At 60.2% G+C, this 16,334-nt stretch carries 10 protein-coding genes and 1 tRNA gene; 10 read left to right on the top strand and 1 reads right to left on the bottom strand.

Annotation, left to right across the window (positions count from 1 at the left end; translation table 11 throughout):
- The first annotated feature begins 4 nt into the window (after positions 1-4).
- The 6 genes from HMPREF3169_RS03255 to tgt all read left to right on the top strand — a co-directional run bounded on the left by HMPREF3169_RS03255 (position 5) and on the right by tgt (position 5,142).
- Positions 5-484: a tRNA adenosine deaminase-associated protein gene (locus HMPREF3169_RS03255; protein ID WP_070455665.1), complete on the top strand. Its 480-nt coding sequence runs from the start codon at positions 5-7 to the stop codon at positions 482-484.
- A 31-nt stretch (positions 485-515) separates the two neighbouring features.
- Positions 516-947, top strand: coding sequence for a nucleoside deaminase (locus tag HMPREF3169_RS03250; RefSeq protein ID WP_070455826.1), 432 nt, complete (start codon positions 516-518; stop codon positions 945-947).
- A gap of 44 nt (positions 948-991) precedes the next feature.
- Positions 992-1,192 carry a CsbD family protein gene (locus HMPREF3169_RS03245; protein WP_061920058.1) on the top strand — a complete coding sequence of 67 codons (201 nt, stop codon included), beginning with the start codon at positions 992-994 and terminating at the stop codon, positions 1,190-1,192.
- Between the two features lie 48 nt (positions 1,193-1,240).
- Positions 1,241-1,331 (top strand) — tRNA-Ser (locus HMPREF3169_RS03240).
- A gap of 110 nt (positions 1,332-1,441) precedes the next feature.
- The gene (locus tag HMPREF3169_RS03235; RefSeq protein ID WP_070455664.1) at positions 1,442-3,844 is read left to right on the top strand and encodes an MMPL family transporter; all 2,403 of its coding nucleotides are present in this window, start codon (positions 1,442-1,444) and stop codon (positions 3,842-3,844) included.
- A gap of 5 nt (positions 3,845-3,849) precedes the next feature.
- The gene (gene tgt, locus HMPREF3169_RS03230; RefSeq protein WP_070455663.1) at positions 3,850-5,142 is read left to right on the top strand and encodes a tRNA guanosine(34) transglycosylase Tgt; all 1,293 of its coding nucleotides are present in this window, start codon (positions 3,850-3,852) and stop codon (positions 5,140-5,142) included.
- Between the two features lie 168 nt (positions 5,143-5,310).
- Here tgt and HMPREF3169_RS03225 read toward each other — a convergent pair whose 3' ends face one another.
- Complete coding sequence (locus tag HMPREF3169_RS03225) at positions 5,311-6,009, bottom strand: queuosine precursor transporter (protein ID WP_061920064.1); 699 nt, start codon at positions 6,007-6,009, stop codon at positions 5,311-5,313.
- Between the two features lie 319 nt (positions 6,010-6,328).
- Between HMPREF3169_RS03225 and HMPREF3169_RS13355 the strand changes: the two genes are divergently transcribed.
- The 4 genes from HMPREF3169_RS13355 to HMPREF3169_RS03205 all read left to right on the top strand — a co-directional run bounded on the left by HMPREF3169_RS13355 (position 6,329) and on the right by HMPREF3169_RS03205 (position 16,322).
- Positions 6,329-6,928 (top strand): hypothetical protein, encoded by a 600-nt coding sequence (locus HMPREF3169_RS13355; RefSeq protein WP_235590977.1) that lies wholly within the window; start codon positions 6,329-6,331, stop codon positions 6,926-6,928.
- On the top strand, positions 6,928-9,717 hold the full coding sequence (locus tag HMPREF3169_RS03215; protein ID WP_070455662.1) for a VWA domain-containing protein: 2,790 nt from the start codon (positions 6,928-6,930) through the stop codon (positions 9,715-9,717). The genes HMPREF3169_RS13355 and HMPREF3169_RS03215 overlap by 1 nt, the downstream gene beginning before the upstream one ends.
- A 72-nt stretch (positions 9,718-9,789) precedes the next feature.
- A complete protein-coding gene (locus tag HMPREF3169_RS03210) occupies positions 9,790-13,461 on the top strand; it encodes a tubulin-like doman-containing protein (protein WP_070455661.1) in 3,672 nt (1,223 codons plus the stop codon).
- Positions 13,461-16,322: a hypothetical protein gene (locus tag HMPREF3169_RS03205; protein WP_061920073.1), complete on the top strand. Its 2,862-nt coding sequence runs from the start codon at positions 13,461-13,463 to the stop codon at positions 16,320-16,322. The genes HMPREF3169_RS03210 and HMPREF3169_RS03205 overlap by 1 nt, the downstream gene beginning before the upstream one ends.
- Positions 16,323-16,334 lie beyond the last annotated feature (12 nt).

The raw sequence follows: 16,334 nt of genomic DNA, 5'->3' as shown, positions 1-16,334 counted from the left end.
AGGTATGAGTGATGACAACATCTCCTTCGCAGTTACCGTTGCCCGCAATGAGGGGCAATGGGTGGTTCGGGAGTTTAATGACGACTTCGAGGACATCAACACCTCCATCAGCGCGGTGCGCGCGCTGCGCTCCGAGGGCGCGGCCTTCGCGCTGCTGTGCGTAGAGGATGAATACTTCGTTGTCGTACGCCCAGTGCCGGGAGATGTGCGCATGCTGATCTCTGACGCCACATATGCCGACGAGGATGATTTTGCCGCAGACTTCCTGGAGCTGCGCGACCTTGACTTTCCCGAAATCGTTGACGACGACGAGGATCCAGATCCTTATGGCGACGGCGACTTCGATATCTTTGCTGATCTTGGGCTCAGTGAAGATCAGTTGGGCTACATCATCGACAATGACGAAGATTGGCCCTCCGATATGCTCCTGCGCATCGCGGGCGATTTAGGCTTCGGCGACGAGCTCGAAGAGAACATTGCTTAAATCCCAAGGCTTGGCCCGCGCCGAGGCGCGCATGCGCCGCGCGCTCGAGGTGGCACGCCAGACACCCGCGGGAGACATCCCGGTAGGAGCGGTGCTTTACGACGCCGCCGACAACGAGCTTTCCACCGGCGTCAACCGCCGGGAGCAGCGCGGCGATCCCACCGCACATGCGGAAGTGGAGGCGATTCGCGCGGCCGTCGCCAAGCATGGCGATGGCTGGCGCTTAGAAGGCTGCGAACTTGTGGTCACCCTTGAGCCGTGCGCGATGTGTGCCGGGGCTATCCAGGGGGCCCGCGTGGCTTCCGTGGTCTTTGGTGCTTTCGAACCGAAGACGGGCGCGTGTGGCTCGCTTGTCGATGTCCTGCGTGCCCCCGGTGCCCTGCACGTGCCCGAAGTGCGCGCCGGAGTTTGCGAGGAAGAATGCGCCGGACTGCTCACCGGCTTCTTCGGCGAGCTGCGCTGACATTGCGTAGGATGGGGTCACCGCAAACAAAAAGGAGAAATAACATGGGTGATTTCGAAAACAAGAAGGACGACCTAGTAGGTAAGGCAAAGGAAGCTGCGGGAAACGCAACCGACAACGAGGATCTTGCTAACGAGGGCAAGGCAGACCAGGTTACTTCCCAGGCTAAGGACAAAGTCTCTGACGCTGTCGAGGGCGTAAAGGACAAGGCCAACGAGGTTATTGGCGGCCTGAAGGACAAGTAAATCCGGCGGGATTTTGTGCCGCGCGCTTCAACACGTAACCTAGACCACGGTGGCGTGTCCGAGCGGCCGAAGGTGTTCGCCTCGAAAGCGAATGTTGGGTAACCCCCAACCGCGGGTTCAAATCCCGCCGCCACCGCCATAGCGAAAGCCGTGGGGCAAGTAATTGCTCCACGGCTTTTCTTGTTTTAGCTGCCAGCGGCTGGCCGCTAGACTGGGCGAAGTTAATCAACGAGACAGAAGGTAACTCCTGTGGCAAAACTCTTGTACCGTCTTGGGCGCTGGTCCTTCCTCAACAGGTGGAAAGTGATCATCGCGTGGCTTGTGATCTTTGTGGCCGCTGTGGGCGCCACGATTGCCTTGATGAAGCCCATGACTTCGGAGTACTCCATCAAGGGCACGCCGGCGATTGACGCTACCCACCGCGCCGCCGAGCTTTTCCCGGAAAGCGGCAATTTGGCCAGCGCGCCTTCGGTGAACCTGGTTTTCCAAGCACCCGAGGGGCAGAAGCTTTCTGACCCGCAAAACAAGGAAGCGATGCAGCAGGTGGTCGATCAGATCACCAACGAGCTCGGCATCAAGGACCAGCAACGCTGGGGCAACCCGCTCGACGTATCGCCGGCTTTGCAGCAGCAAGTTATCGAACAATTCACCTCGATGGGCCTGCCGGAAGAGACCGCTCGCAAGGATGCGGATAACCTCGCGATGGTTAATGAGGACGAGACCATCGCCTATACCACCTTCAACTTCGATGCGGAAAGCTCCTACACCGTTGAGCAAGAAGACAAGGACGTCGTCACCGCGGCGATGGAGCTGGGCCGCGAGAAGGGGCTAACGGTCGAGGCCGGCGGCGCGGGCTTTGGCGATGAGATCAAGGTCAACTCCATCTCGGAGATCATCGGCTTGGGTGTGGCCTTCCTCGTCCTCATCTTCACCTTCGGTTCTTTGGTCTCGGCAGGCATGCCGCTGATCTCGGCCGTCGTGGGCGTGGGCCTGGGCGCGCTCGGCGTCATGATTGCCACGCACTGGATTGAACTCAATAACTTGACCCCGGTCCTGGCCATCATGATTGGCCTGGCCGTGGGCATCGACTATGCGCTGTTTATCATGTCGCGCTACCGCCAGGAGCGCTCGCGGATGGATGGGCCCGAAGCCGCCGGCATGGCGGTGGGCACGGCAGGTTCCTCCGTGGTCTTCGCTGGCGCCACGGTCTTCGTGGCGCTCTTCGCCCTCATCGTGGCCAAGATTGGCTTCCTCACCGCCATGGGCTTGGCTGCCGCGGGCACCGTGTTCATGGCGGTGCTCGTCGCGCTGACCCTGGTGCCGGCGCTGCTTGGCCTGGCTGGCGATAAAGCCTTTGCTGGTCGAATCCCCGGCATCGCCGGCAACCCGAATAGGAAGGGCAAGCGCCGTAAGGGCGCCACCATGGGCAACCGCTGGGTGCGTGCGGTGCAGAAGGCCCCGGGCCTGGTCATGGCCGTGGTCGTGTTGGGTCTTGGCGCGCTGAGCGCCCCGGTGCTGAACATGGAGCTCGCGCTGCCAGCGGATACCAGCTCGAATCCGGATACCACCCAGCGCAAGTCCGCGGACCTGCTGGCAGAGGGCTTCGGTGCAGGCGTCAATGGTCCATTCCTGGTCATCGTCAACGGTGAGGAAGCCAACCCAGATGCGCCGGCTCTCCAGCCGCTGATTCAGGGTCAAGAAGGCGAAGACCAACAAAAGAAGGCAACTTTCGCCTCCTTCATGTACGCGACCCAGCAGCTTAACCAGGTAGGCGGCGTGAAGCACGCACAGATCGTTGGCCTCAACTCTGATCAGACCGCGGCACAGATCATGGTCGCACCGACCACAGGCCCGACGGATCCCACGACCGTCGGCACGGCGTCGGCTCTGCGTGCAGAGAACGAGCGCTTGGGCGAGGTCACCGGCGCGGAAATCGGCATGACTGGCCTGACCGCCGTGCAGCTAGATATCACCGAGCGCTTGGAGGCCGCCATGCTGCCTTACCTCGCCATCGTGGTGGGCTTGGCCATCCTGTTGCTCTTCTTAGTCTTCCGCTCGGTCTTGGTCCCCGTGGTGGCTGGCTTGGGATTCCTGCTCTCAGTGGGCGCGGCCTTCGGCCTTACGGTTCTGGTGTGGCAGGACGGCCTCTTCGGCCTAGTCCCGGCGCCTGGTCCGCTAATTTCCTTCATGCCTATCTTCCTGATCGGCGTGACCTTCGGCTTGGCCATGGATTATCAGGTCTTCCTGGTCACCCGCATGCGCGAGCACATCGCGCGTTATCCACGCGGCAATGGCACCAAGTACAACGCTGTGGATGAGGCCACCATCGCGGGCTTTACTGAAGGCGCGCGCGTGGTCACGGCCGCAGCCATCATTATGATTTCTGTCTTCGTGGCGTTTATTAACCAGCCGCTGCCGTTTATCCAGATCTTCGGTTTCGCCCTTGCCGCAGGCGTGCTTTTCGACGCCTTCCTTGTGCGCATGTCCCTCGTCCCCGCCACGATGTTCCTGTTGGGCCGCGCGACCTGGTGGCTGCCAAAGTGGATGGATAAGGTCATGCCTTCCCTCGACATCGAAGGCACAGCTCTGGAAGAAGAGTGGGAGCGTGAGCATGGCGGCGCATCTGCGGATACGACGCAACACGTAAACTAGCCTCTATGATCGAGCAACAGCCGCCTTTTCCTGCACCCAAGCTAGAGACTGACCTGAGCTTCGACGTGCGCACGCGCCTCGACCAGGCTGGTCCTGGCAAACATGGTCGCAGCGGCACCATTCACACACCGCACGGGGATATTCAGACCCCAGCCTTTATCCCCGTGGCCACCAAGGCCACGGTCAAGACCCTGACCCCGGAGCAGATCCGGCAGACGGGAGCGCAGGCCATCTTGTCCAACGCTTATCACCTTTATCTGCAGCCGGGCCACGACATCGTGGATGAGGCTGGCGGCGTCGCGGCCTTTGAAAACTGGCATGGCCCCACCTACACGGACTCCGGCGGATTCCAGGTGATGTCGCTTGGCGTGGGATTCAAGAAGGTCCTGGCCATGGACGTTGCGAACCTCACCGAGGGCGACATCCGCGCGGCCAAGAAGGAGCGTATGGCGCAGGTCGACGAGGATGGCGTGGATTTTAAGTCTGTTATCGATGGCTCGAAGCATCGCTTTACCCCAGAGGTTTCCATGCAGATTCAGCATGGTTTGGGCGCTGACATCATGTTCGCCTTTGACGAGCTAACCACGCTCATCGATAGCCGCGCTTATCAGGAAGAGTCGGTCGCGCGTACCCATCGCTGGGCGCAGCGTTGCTTGGATGAACACCACCGCCTGACCGAGGAGCGTGGCCCGCAAAAGCCGCGCCAATCCCTGTGGGGCGTGGTGCAGGGTGCGCAGTACGAGGACCTGCGCCGCCAAGCAACCCGCGGTCTGGTGGAGCTTTCCCAGGCTGCCGAGGCGAACGGCAAGCGCGGTTTCGGCGGCTTCGGCATCGGCGGCGCGCTGGAGAAGGAGAACCTGGGCACCATCGTGGGCTGGGTCTGCGATGAGCTGCCGGAGGATAAGCCGCGTCACCTGCTGGGCATTTCTGAGCCCGATGATTTGTTCACCGCGGTTGAGGCAGGCGCCGACACCTTCGACTGCGTTGCGCCTACCCGCCTGGGCCGCCGCGGCGGCGTGTACACGCTCGATGGCCGCCTGAACCTCAAGGGCGCGCGCTTCAAGCGCGACTTCACGGGCATCGACGAGGAGTTCGGCGGCTACGTCTCGGAGAACTACTCCCGTGCGTACATCCACCACCTGCTCAAGGCCAACGAATTCCTGGCCGGCACGCTGTGCACCATGCACAACCTTACCTTCATGATCCGCTTGGTGGACAACATCCGCGCCTCCATCGACGGCGGCTACTACGAGGCCTACCGCGACGAGTTCATGGGCCGCTACTACGCCGGCAAGTAAGCTACCTCCCTGCGCCCGCCGTCTCTTTTCCGCAAATACCCAGGGCTGGAACTGCAGACCTCCTGTTCGGCTTTTCTCGCGCTTGCCGACGCCGCCCTTTTCACCAGGAAGCTGCAGTTCCAGCCCTGGGTTTCTAGGGCTGGGTTTCTAGGGCTGAGTATTTGTGGGTTAGTTGCTGGGAACGTAGTCTTCGCGGGATTTAACCCACTTGATGACGATGGTGGTTAGCGGCAGCATGACCACCTCGATGAGGGTTTTCCACACGAAGCCGACCACTACGTAATTGAGAAAGCCGCTGAATGTGGAAATGCCGATGACTGGTGCGGCGATGATGCAGAACAACACAGTATCGCCGAGCTCGCCCACGACGGTTGAGGCGACCAAACGGCCGATGAGTCCACGTTCACCGGACTTTGCCTTCATGCGGGTCAGCGTGAAGGAATTGAGCAGCTGGCCCACTAAGTAGCCTGCCAAGGAAGCGGCGAGGATCTGCGGCACAAGGCCCAAGGTAGCGGCGAAGGCCTCTTGGCCTTCGTAGAAATCCGCCGCTGGCAGCCAAATCGCGATATAGAAGCACACCGCGGCCAGAATCGCCATGACGAATCCGATGTAGACCGCCCGCCGCGTGGACTTGAAGCCATAGCATTCGGACAGGACGTCGCCTGCGATATAAGCCAGCGGGAATAAGAAGAAGGCGCCGTCGGTGATGAGCGGACCGAGCTGGACGCCCTTTGTGGCATTGATGTTGGAAATGAGGAACGTAACGACGAACACCGTAACCAGCCACGGGTACAGCGTGGACTGTACCGGGATGAATCGGATGCTCTCGCCACTGGAAGTGGTTGCGGTTGCCGATTTTTCTGTCATGGGCAGTTATCTTGCCATGCCGTCTTATGGCGTTGTCTTATGGCGCTGTCTTATGGCCTGAGAAAACAGAAATGCTCACACATCTTAGGGGAGACTGGGGAATGATCCTCAAGGTAGATCCAGCGAGATATGTGCAGCTGAATCCGGCATTATCGATGTGGCGCTGGGGTAGTGGAGGGTAAATCCCAAGGAAGAGGCGAAATGAGGCCTTAAGTATGGCATTCTTTTGCTTGCAACACTTGTGCCTATTTTGTTCCCTTTGGTTTCCCTGGCCGCTCTCTTGGCTGGGGGAGCGCTATTTGAGAAAAGGTCATTAGTTATGACATTTGGTTCGCCTGGCTCATCGCCCCAGTTTGGTGGTCCGCGCCCCGGAGCGGGTAGCGGCCCCAACAACGGCCCTAACAATGCAGCCGGCCCGAGGTTCGGATTCCCAAGTTCCCCTAGCTTCGGTTCGCCGAATCAACCAGGAGGAAGCGCGCCGTCGTTTGGCGCAGCTGGCCCCGCACAAGGTGGCGGCCAGGGTTTTGGCGCACCAGGCGGGCAGCCCAGCGCGCCGCGCAGCTCGCGCCCTGCCACCCCAGCCGCACCCACCAAGGGGCCGTGGCCTTTGCTCATCGCCGCTGGTGTGGCCGCTATTTTCTCCTTAATCGCGGTAATCGCCGCGCCATTGGCCTCCACTGCAACCCAAGGCCTTTTCTTTGGCTTGGCCATCGCGGGATGGGTGCTTGCCGGCATCGTCGCCTTTGTGCTCCTTGGCCTATACACCCTGCAAAATACTCGGCGCCAAGCGGAAAGCTTCTACATTGAGGACACGCGCCAGACGCTGGTCTACCGCCTCGTCATGATCGGCGGCTTCTTGCTTGTGATCGCTTCCGCGGTGGAGATCGCCTTCTACGTAGGAAAGGTGATGGGCGCCTAATGCGAAAACTAAATCGTCTCCTCGCTCTCAGCAGCACTGCACTGTTGTGCGGTTTCGCAGGTTCTCTGGGAGCTTCCGCGCAAGATGCGCCAGCGCCTGAGCAAGCACCAGCGCCCGAGGCGGCCCCGCCGGCAGAACAAGCCCCACCAGAACAAGCTCCACAGGATAAAGCACCGCAGGCCTCCGAGAGCAGCCTCTCTGAGGCCTCGCAGAAAAACCTAGCGGACTTTAGTTCGTGTATCGCGGATAAGAAATCCGCGGACCTGTTGTTCGTGCTCGACCAGTCGCAGTCCCTCATCGGTTACGAAGGCGAACCAGCCACCGATGGCTCCCACTTCCGTGTTGATGCCACCAAGGACATCGTCAATCAGCTGGCCAGCCTAGGCAAGGACGCCGGCGCGGATATCAATGTCAAGCTTGCCGGATTCGGTTCAGGCTATTACTCCGAGGCCGGCGAGTACGGCGGCTGGACCAATGTTTCCGGAAACGCCGGCGCCTTGGACAAGGAGATTGACGCTTTCCGCAACATGGAGCGCACCTCCGATCTAGAAACCGACTACGGTTTGGCCTACTCGGGCGCGCTCAAGGAATTCGGCGATCATGATGGCAGCGATTGCCGCGCCATTGTCTTTTTCACCGACGGCGCCTACGTGGGCGTTGAGACCGGCAAGGACAACGCAGCAGCCCGCAACATTTTGTGCACCCCGGATTCCACGGTGTCCGCATTCCGCCAGTCCAATATCCGCCTCTTCAACGTCGGTCTCGTACCGGCGCGCGATGCGAAGGAGCAGACGGAGCTTCTCACCGACCTGGCTGAAGGCGAGGGCTGTGGCCAAGGCGAACCCAACGGCGCCTTCTTCAACGGCGGTGAGGATCCCGCCGCACTGTTTGCAGCTTTCCGTAACCTCATTCCTACCTCCGGTGGCTTGAGCAAGGAAGGCACTTTCACCGAGCAATTCGATTTCTTCCTGGATAATTCGGTCGACCCAGTCCGCCTGTCCGCGGTTCCGAAGACCAGCGTAGAAGAAGGCAAGATCATTCCGACCCTCACCGGTCCTGATGGGCAAACGGTAGAGCTGAAGCCGGATACCAAGAAGGTCGCCGGCGCTGACGTGGAGATCACCACCAATGACCGACTGCCGGGCATGGTCGACGTCGCAATGAAGAAGGGCGGCGAAGGCTGGGCCGGCAAGTGGACCTTTGGCTACAAGCTGGAGGGCGGCGCCGAGGGCGAGTACCAGGCATCCATGGTGATGATTCCGGGTCTGAACCTCAACCTGCAGCGCGAAAACGGTGAGAAGCTAAGCGGCGGCATCAACTCCGACCAAGTTATTAAGGCACAGCTTGTCGACGGCGGCGGTGAGCCGCGCAAGCTCGAAGGCCAAGGCACGCTGCGCGCGGAGTTCGTCCCCGAAGAGGGCGAGCCAGTAACGCTTCTCGAAAACGCCCCGATCATGGACGGCAACGCGGTGGATATCCCGTTGGACAAGGTCGAAAACGTTGCCGCGGGCAAGCTGGTGACCAGCGTGGACATCACCACGAAGGGCGTCGATAATCAGCCGGGCTCCAAGCTCAACCCCATCAAGAGTGAAACCCCGCTGACGATTACCCCGGTCAACATGCCCTCCGTCGGCTCGGCACAGGTGGTGTCGATGACGGAAAAGGAAGTCACCGTTGATGTTCCGGTAACTGGTCCGGGCAAGGTGTGGCTGGCGGAGCAAAGCTTCGGCGCTGACGAGGCCACTCTGCCGAAGGGCGTGGATGCGCTGAAGGTAACCTCGAAGCACGATTCCGCGGATAACGCGCTCGAGCTTGGTGAGGGCGAAGAGGCGACGCTGCCGATCACCCTTTCTGCAGAGAACATGGAAGACGGCGCTTTGGCTTTGAAGCCAGAGCTGAGCTTGCAGTCTGCGGAAGATAATCAGGAAGCGCAGCTGCCGCTGCAGCTGAAGGGCTCGATGACCACGCCTTTGAGCAAGAGTGCCTTCGGCCTGGCATTCGTGCTGGCGGTCCTTTTGGGCCTTTTGATTCCGCTGGCGGTTCTTTACTTCATGAAGTGGTTCTCCGGCCGCATCCCTGAGTCTCCGCGCATGTTCGCGAAGACGATTCCGGTCAAGAAGGAAGGCACGAGCCTCATCCGCACGGATACCGGCAAGCCGTTTGCGGTCTCCAAGGAGGAGTTCCAGGGCGCAGTGCCTGTCGACGCCGCGCCGCGCCGGGCAAATCTGGGCCTGTACGAGGCAAAGGTAAAGATGGGCCTTAGCCCATTTACTGCGGCCCATGTGGAAGTTGAAAGGGATGGCTCCATCTCCGGCAAGGGCAAGCAATCCGGTGGCCGCGCCATCTTGCCGCTGGCAGTTCAGAACAACTGGTTCTTCGTGGGCAACGCGAATGACAAGGAGCGCGGCGAGATCGTTTTGACGGTCGACACGATGGCACATGCCGAAAAGTATGACGAGCTTTCCGAGGAGATCAACCGCTCCGCACCGGTGCTCTTCGAGCAGGTGCAGTTCCCCGCGCCGAAGGAGCCTAAGGCTCCGAAGGGCCCGAAGGGAGAGCAAGGCGCACAAGGTGCACAGGCACCGCAGAACGCGCCGGGTGCTAACGCTCCAGTGCAGCAGTTCCCTGGCCAGCCGGGCCAGTTGCAGAAGCCGGGCCAACCAGGCGGCTTTGGCCAGCAAGGCGGCTTCGGTCAACCAGGTAGCCAGGGCGGCTTCGGCCAGCCGGGCAACGGGCCACGCGGCAACAACGGTGGATGGCCGCAGGGGCCTTCCTTCGGAAACAACTAGTCCGAACCAGAACGCAAGCAGAACGCACAAGTTGAACACTTAAAGAGACATCCCGAAAGGTTTTAAGAGCAGATGAAGAAGTTCCTCGTAGTTGGCTGCGGTGGCTCCGGCGCCAAGACCTTGGCTTTTATCATGGACCAGCTCAAGGCGGAGCTGCGCACCATCGATCCAGACATCACCGAGCTGCCCAAGGCGTGGCAGTTTGTGAACATCGATGTTCCCCTCGAAGAGGAGGCCGGCCCGCAGAAGCTGCCGAACGTTACCCAAAGCGGCGGTCAGTATGTGGGTATCGGCTCACGCCAGCATTACAACCAGTTCGATGCTGGTATCTCTGAAACGTTGGGCCGCTCCGGCAAGCTTGGTGAGATCGCCACGTGGGCTTCGCGTACGCCGCAATCGAATGACACAAAGCTTGCCGACGGCGCCGGCCAGTACCGCGCCATCGGCCGCATCCTGACCCTGCGCCACCTGAAGGACATCCGCAACGCATTGAACGCGGCGGTGTCTGAGATGTTTACCCAGGAAGCTATCCAGGAGCTCAACGAGCTCAATTACAAGCAGTCAAAGAAGCGCACCGATACTGGTTCCTCCGCACCGGTTGTGCTGGTTGTTTCCTCCATGGCAGGCGGCGCAGGCGCTTCGATGTTCCTGGATGTCTGCCGCGTTCTGACCACCATCAAGAATCTCGATCCGACCAGCACGCTGGTCTTCATGTACACCCCGGAGATCTTCTCCGACAACAAGGCAGAGGACATGGCCGGCGCATGGCCCAACTCCCTGGCCATGTTCGGCGAGGTCGTTGCATCCCAGATGGGTAACTCCACCGCGCATGACCGCGCCATCTTCGAGGCCTTTGACATGGGCACCCCGCCAGAGGGCCCGACTTTCGGCCGAATCTTTCCCATCGGTTCCAAGATGGGCACCACCGGCTCCCGCTTTGGCGATGGCTCCGCGATGTCGATCTACCGCGGCCTGGGCCGCGCGCTGGCCGGTTTGATGGCCTCGACTCGTGCGTCTGACAACCTGGTCTCTTATGCGTTGACCAACACCCCATCCGGTGACGGCGGCCGCCGTTTCTTCGGTTGGGACCGTGATCAGTCCCAGGGCGGTACCCCGTGGGCTCGCCTGCCGTGGGGTTCGCTGGGTTATGCGCAGATTTCCATGGGCCGCGATCGCTTCGCCGAGTATTCCGCGCAGCGCCTGGCCCGTAGCTCCTTTGAGCGTCTGCTCAACGGACATCTCGATAAGGCCAACCCAGAGGCCGGCGAGATGCAGATTGCAAAGCGCCTTGATGAGCGCCTGCCGGGCCGCTTCCAAGACATGATGTTGGATCCGAGCTGGGCGATGGGCGGACCTATCGATCCGAACTCCGCGTATAACTGGCTGAACACCGTATTCGGCGGCATGGGCCAGCCAGCTGCCGAAAACGCAGCGCGCAGCCTGCGTAATTTCATCCCGGTAGGGGAAGGGCGCAACGTTAACGAGTGGCGCGCAGAGCTCATGCAGAACCTGAGCGATCCACAGAACCAGCAGTACATCGCGGGAATGCTCCAACAGGCGGCGTATGACACCACCTATCGCTTCGCTAACTTCTTCTCAGACAAGGTCTTGAGCACGGTCGAGGGCGAGTTGGCGGCAGTGGGCCTGCCTTATGTTCGCGAGATGCTCGATCGCGTCAAGGACGTCTTGGCCAGCGGCGACCGCCTGCAGCCGCAGCTTAATGAGTTCTCTAATTCCTTCCAGAACTTCGCCGTGCTTGCGCTTCCGCAAGGCGCGGAGCCGATCCTTAGCCCGCTGACCGGCAAGGGTCAGATGACGGATCCAACGCCGACTGTCAACGCTCTACTGGGCCTTTATCACCAGCAGTTCTATCACTACATCCTGTTGGCTACGGCGCATATTCTGCAGGACGTTCTGCAGGATTACGTCGACGAGAACCTCTTCCATCTGCAGCGTGAGCTTGGCGACGCCCATGAGGTGCTCGAGAAGGCGGCACAGTCACGCCCGGAGACCAACAAGCTGGCAGACGTTCGCACCAACGAGGTCAACGCCTGGCCGGAGGAAGTAGACGAGATCGTTGAGTCTCGCTTCAAGGGCGCGGAAAACGAAATCATGTTGACCGACGTCAACGCGTTTATCACCGACTACCAAACCCAGATGTTGCGCACCATTCAGGGCCAGCAGTCCACTGCCGATGTACAACATTACGATCAGGCTTACCCATTCGCGGTGCGTGCGGTCATTCGCGGCGAGTGGGATTCGCTAGATGCCAACAAGGCACCGCGGGATACGCTGGCGCCGCAGAAGCGCACCAACGATGAATACAGCAACCGTGCAGGTTGGGTATCCAAGCACCTATCGCAGCATCCGCAGACCGGGGAGCGTCGCGAGTCCCAGCGCGCACAGTACCGTTCGCGCATCCGCCCGGCAGATCTGCTGGAGCGCTCCCGTGCGTGGATTAACCGCCGCGACTATGAGTTCTACAAGTTCAACTCCGTGGATCTGCGCAGCTACCTGACGCTGACCCCGGATATCAACGAGGTGGAGCACTCCCAGCGCATTGACCGCTTCGTCAGCGCCTTCCAGATGGCGCTGAGCTACGCCCGCCCGTTGGCTGCCGTGTCCAGCGACATGGTCCAGCGCATCCACGGCAAGGACGTGCAGTACACCTACTCCTTCTCTGATATTCCTTTCGAGGCTTTGGGCAGCGAAGAAACCGGCATCGTTCCACGCCTGAGCGAGCTGCTTTCTACGCCTTCTATTGACGAGCCATCGCAGGTGGCGTTGCGTAACTCGCTGAACATGTCCGAGCAGGTACAGCACATCGAGATCTTCGGTTCCTACCCGAACTACTCGCCGATCGTATTTTCTTCCATGTTCGGCTACATCGCCGAGGACATCGATAAGCAAGAAAACTTCGATGGTTCCTACTGGTCGGAGCGTCGTACCCGTCCGCTCGCGGCGGCTCTGCCGCTGACTGAGACCGAGCGTCAGGCCATGGTGGCAGGTTGGATCATCGGCCGCATTACCGGCCGGATCCACATCTCCAACCCGGATTCCGATAACGCCGCGGCACATATCTACGACGACACCGCCAATGGCGTAGGCGATTGGGTACCTTTCCCGAACCCGATGCTGATTTCCCCGCGCCGCATGGTTAAGAAGTCCGACTGGATGTCTTCCGTGCTTGAGTCCATCTTCATCGCGTACGCGAGGGTACAAAAGAACGGCGCATACGGCTTTGCCTCTTCCTTGTACCCGTACCAGTTGCTGCGCGGGCTTTACGACGACGGCCAGGACTTTGCGCACTCTGGTGCTTCGACGCACCCACTGGTCCACCGTCTGGCGGCCTTCCTGCGTGATGGCACCGTGCCGGGCCGCGGCGTCGTCGGCTCCAGCATCCAGGATCGTTATGAATCCTTCGTTGCGGAGCTCGATAAGTTCGTCCGCGGCGCTGATCACTTCATTCCGGGTGGTATGAATTCTCTGCCGGGCCAAGGCATGGATGACAAGCCATTTGCAAACATTCGCCGCCGCGACGTCGCCTCCGCTACGCCGTACTACCGCGACCTGGCGCCGGACGTCGTCGTCATGGCGCAGCGCATCCGCGATTTGCTGGGCCAGGCAAAGACTGTCGCTGAAACGCCCGATACTTTTGAGGCTCCCGCGAGCCGGGATTCTTCCAGCCAGACCCCGCGCTTTGAGCCTGAATTCAACCTCACCGACTTGGATGACACCTTCTAATGACTAACGTACTGTTCTTTGGACACGGCGCCACGGCCGATGAGATTCGTTCCCGCCTTTTCGACCTGCGAGCTGTTGGCTTGCTGCAGAACTTCATGTGGGTGGACTACACCCAACCGACGTCGGCAGCCGCAGTGCGCTTCTTCGACGCCGAGGGAAACCCACGTATTGCCACTCTCGACGAGTCTCTGCGCAACCACGAAGGCGATATGCTCCTCGTGGTCATCGATACGCTGGATGAAAGTGATTCCTTGCAGCCAGACGCTTTGTCGCGGTGGGCGGCGGCCGTGGATTCGCGCATCGTCCAGGCCTCGAACCAGCGCGTTCGCCTGTTGCTGACCACCTTGCCTTTGCAGCCGGCACACATTGAGCCGCTGCAGGTGTGGGAGAACCTGGTGCTTTCCCCAGAAGAGGGCGGCACTCCTTCCGCTTCGCATATTCGCCCCATCATGCGCAGCGAAGATGGCTTTGCCTTGGCACAGTTCGCAGCTCCTGCCGTGGCATCCATCTTCGGCCTGTGGCGCGGAATGCAGGAGGCAGCTGTATTCGAGGCCGAATCGGGCCGGCTGATGGAAACCGGCAACTGGGAAAACTTCCGTCTCGTGCGTGCTTTCCACCGCACTATCGATGCCAGCGAGGTCGAAAATGAGGTCAAGGACCGAGTATTCAATCCGAATAATCGCCTGCCGCGTACCCGCGTGAATAACACCAGCTACACCGAGCACGCTACCGATCCGAACGCGCTTACGCAGCACTACGCGGATACTCTCTTTCACGCTTTTGGTGGCAGCCTGATTTCCCAGGAAATCCCGCTGGAGACCCCGAAGACGCAGAAGATCGGCGCGTGGGCTGCGCTGCGCGATAACCTGCGCCTGTACTGGGCCACCGTCATCGGCAAGCCGCAGGATTGGGTCAACGACCGGCGCGGTGCCGTAAACAGCGCAACCGCCTCGTTCCTGCAGAATCTTCTCTATGGCCGCAATTCCAACATGGAGGTGGTTTTGGATGGCCATTCCGGCAAGGGCGAGAATGCTGTATCCATCGCACAGATGCAGCAGAAGAATAACCGGACGCTGAATGAAGCCCAGAAGGTCCAATTCGACGTTGGTGATACCCCGCAGCTGGCTGGCATGTGGGAGGCCTATCATGACTTTGCGCTGGGCTTAGTTGATGGCCAGTGGAAGGAAAACGCCAACTTCGCCCCGCCGAAGGGCAATAACCAGGACGTACTCATTGTCCAGCACGGCAAGCAGTCCGTGCCCGATGTCAGCCAATCCTTCCGTGGTTTCCACCCACTGATGAACCGCACGGTGGGCTATGAAAACGAGGCGCAGGCAACGATTGCACCTTTCGATCCACTCGCTGCGGAGAAGTTCGCGGCTGACCTGGAGTGGACTAGCCAGAGCACACAAAACACTGAGATCAACCGTAAAAAGCAGCAGTTCGCGGCATGGCGTAACCAGCACCAGGAAACCTTCGCATGGAAGGTCGGCTCTGGTTTGGCCGCAAGCCTGCACTCCGCGCGCCAGCGCGAGGCGCACTTCGAGGACGTCGCCCGCCAGCTCAGCGAGGAAGCCAAGGGCTTTGCCGAGCGTGACTTCAACGCTGAAAACCGCAAGCTGACCACCAAGCTGCGCGCCATGTGGGGCGTGCTAGGCGCGATTTTGCTCGTGCTCATTTACCTGTGCATCTCGCATTACAACAGCGACTTGCGGATCTGGGATTCCATGCCCACCCTGGACTGGAAGTGGACCACCTTCGGCGTCATTGTTTCCATCGCCTTGTTCCTGGTTTGTTCCTGGCTTGCCTTCACCAAGGCGCAGCGCGAAATCTACGATTACGTGCAAAGGCAAAAGCTCAATCGCCAGAACCAGGAGATTGCCGCGCGCAACATCGTGCTCGCAGCGGGAGACATCGACCGCAACATCAATGCATACGGTCAGTTCCTGAGCTGGTCTTCAGTTCTGGGTCGCGCAATCTATGCGCCATTCGGCTTGAAGTCCACCACCAGCGACCACCTGCGCACCCCGGAATCCGGCTTGCCGGATAACGCGCGTATCGGCAAGGCAAAGGTCACCGACGATGAAACCAGCCGCATGGCCGAGGGAATTCGTTCCCACGTTTTCTCTGAGGCCTGGGCTCATAAGTCTTTGCGTGGGCTCGTGGATTACATGAATTCTGTCTTCGAGCGTCACCAGGTGGGCAACGGTTCTATCCAGCCGAGCGCCATGTGGGGCATGCGCGGCCAGTATTCGAAGTCGCCGCTGGACATGATCGCTCGCAACCTGGATCACCCAGCGATGGCGGATCGAGATTTGAAGCCGCAGGTCTGGCACAGTGCGATTACCAATCCACAAATGACGGGCAGCATGCAGCAGTTCCTGTCCAAGGTGACCTTCTTGGACGATAATCGCAGGCAGGAGCAATCCACCCAGCAGTTCATGGCGGGTATGAGCGAAGAAAAGGGCGCTATGCAGGCCTTCAGCAATGAATCGCTGACCACGTTGGGCGCTTCCGATGGATACACCGAGATCGATCCTTCCCGCACTCGCATCATCGAGGTCGATAGCAATACCGCGCTAACCAGCCAGCTTTCGCGTTCTTTGACCGTGGTGCAGTTCGGCCGCATCACCGATTTCAAATACTTGCTGCCAAAGGAAGCGCAGCCGGAGACGGAAGCTGCTTTACCTTCCTTCGCAGATGCGCTCAGTGGACTGGACGAAACCGACCACATGGACTCTTTCAACAATGCTTCGCAGGTGCAGCCGGGCCGCCACAGCGCCGGCGAGGGTTCCACCGGCTTTAGCTTTGGCCGCCACAGCCAGACGCCGTCGCTCGATGACTTGGACGAGACGTTCTAGGAGCAATCACCA

The organism is Corynebacterium sp. HMSC08C04 (assembly GCF_001807495.1).
In the GTDB taxonomy this organism is placed as follows: domain Bacteria; phylum Actinomycetota; class Actinomycetes; order Mycobacteriales; family Mycobacteriaceae; genus Corynebacterium; species Corynebacterium simulans.
Note: the sequence above shows the minus strand (reverse complement) of the source record. Positions and strands in the feature narration are given on the sequence as shown.

What these genes read in the sequence shown, in the direction of transcription:
- HMPREF3169_RS03255 (WP_070455665.1), top strand. Translation starts at nt 5, where the DNA reads ATGAGTGATGACAACATCTCCTTCGCAGTTACCGTTGCCCGCAATGAG.
- HMPREF3169_RS03250 (WP_070455826.1), top strand. Translation starts at nt 516, where the DNA reads ATGCGCCGCGCGCTCGAGGTGGCACGCCAGACACCCGCGGGAGACATC.
- HMPREF3169_RS03245 (WP_061920058.1), top strand. Translation starts at nt 992, where the DNA reads ATGGGTGATTTCGAAAACAAGAAGGACGACCTAGTAGGTAAGGCAAAG.
- tgt (WP_070455663.1), top strand. Translation starts at nt 3,850, where the DNA reads ATGATCGAGCAACAGCCGCCTTTTCCTGCACCCAAGCTAGAGACTGAC.
- HMPREF3169_RS03225 (WP_061920064.1), bottom strand. Translation starts at nt 6,009, where the DNA reads ATGACAGAAAAATCGGCAACCGCAACCACTTCCAGTGGCGAGAGCATC.
- HMPREF3169_RS13355 (WP_235590977.1), top strand. Translation starts at nt 6,329, where the DNA reads ATGACATTTGGTTCGCCTGGCTCATCGCCCCAGTTTGGTGGTCCGCGC.
- HMPREF3169_RS03215 (WP_070455662.1), top strand. Translation starts at nt 6,928, where the DNA reads ATGCGAAAACTAAATCGTCTCCTCGCTCTCAGCAGCACTGCACTGTTG.
- HMPREF3169_RS03210 (WP_070455661.1), top strand. Translation starts at nt 9,790, where the DNA reads ATGAAGAAGTTCCTCGTAGTTGGCTGCGGTGGCTCCGGCGCCAAGACC.
- HMPREF3169_RS03205 (WP_061920073.1), top strand. Translation starts at nt 13,461, where the DNA reads ATGACTAACGTACTGTTCTTTGGACACGGCGCCACGGCCGATGAGATT.